The sequence below is a fragment of the Mesorhizobium sp. M7D.F.Ca.US.004.03.1.1 genome (genome assembly GCF_003998635.1).
Lineage (GTDB): Bacteria > Pseudomonadota > Alphaproteobacteria > Rhizobiales > Rhizobiaceae > Mesorhizobium > Mesorhizobium loti.
Genome location: NZ_RZQG01001462.1, coordinates 1 through 930 on the forward strand (window position 1 = coordinate 1; position 930 = coordinate 930).

The 930-nt window shown below is 59.4% G+C and carries 1 protein-coding gene; it reads left to right on the forward strand.

Translation table 11 applies throughout. From position 1 onward, the window contains the following. The coding region (locus EN935_RS37970; RefSeq protein ID WP_206534695.1) for a ParA family protein at positions 1–831 on the forward strand (831 nt) is incomplete at its 5' end. Between the last annotated feature and the right edge of the window lie 99 nt (positions 832–930).

Here is a 930-nt window from a genome sequence, read left to right on the forward strand (position 1 = left end):
GCCCTTATCGATGCGCGCCTGGGTTGCCAAACCATTCTTCCCCGTCGACAATGTCACCATGTTGCGACCGTGATTTCGTTTCATGTGTCCATGATGACTTGTTTCCATGTTGACATGGAAACAAGGAGACAACGCCGGAAGGAGGCCCCCATGATCATCTCCGCTGCGATCCCAAAGGGCGGCACTGGCAAATCGACGATGCTGCGTGCCCTCGCATCCGTCGCGCTGCATAGAGGCTATTCGGTCACTCTCATCGACGGCGACCGGCGGCAGAACATGAACCGCTGGTTCCAGATGCTGGGCGAAGCTGGCAATCGTCCTGACAGGCTCCAGATGGTGAGCGCGATGACCCCGCAGGAAATCCTTCGCGCGACAGCCACTCACAACGGTGAGCGCTCCGTCGTCTTGATCGATACGGAAGGCACCACAAATGACAACCTCATGGCCGGGCTCTTCGCGGCCGATATTGTCGTCGTGCCGGTCTATTTTGCCCTCGACGATGTGACCGCCGCCATCCAGATCACCGACCACTACATCCCATTGGCGGTCGAGAGCCGGGGGAGACCACTGCCTGCGATATTCGTGCTGACCAAGCAGACCATCATCGATGGCAGGGCGCGAGCCCTGACCGAACTGCGCGCCATCATCCAGGCCAACGGCACGCCGATTGCAGAACACGTTCTGCACAATCGCGTTGCCTACCGTGACCTCCAGACCGGGCAGACCCTTTACAGCCCCGATGTGCCCGATGCGAAGGCGATTGCCGAGAGTGAAGGGGTCTTTGACGACCTTCTGCAAACCTTCATCGAAGCCACAAGGAACGCGGCATGAGCGAAGAAACCGCACCGAAACCCGGTGACGACAAGAAAGCCCGCATGATGAAGGCGATTTCCACGCAGCCGCCGGCGCTGCCGAGCATGTTCATCACAC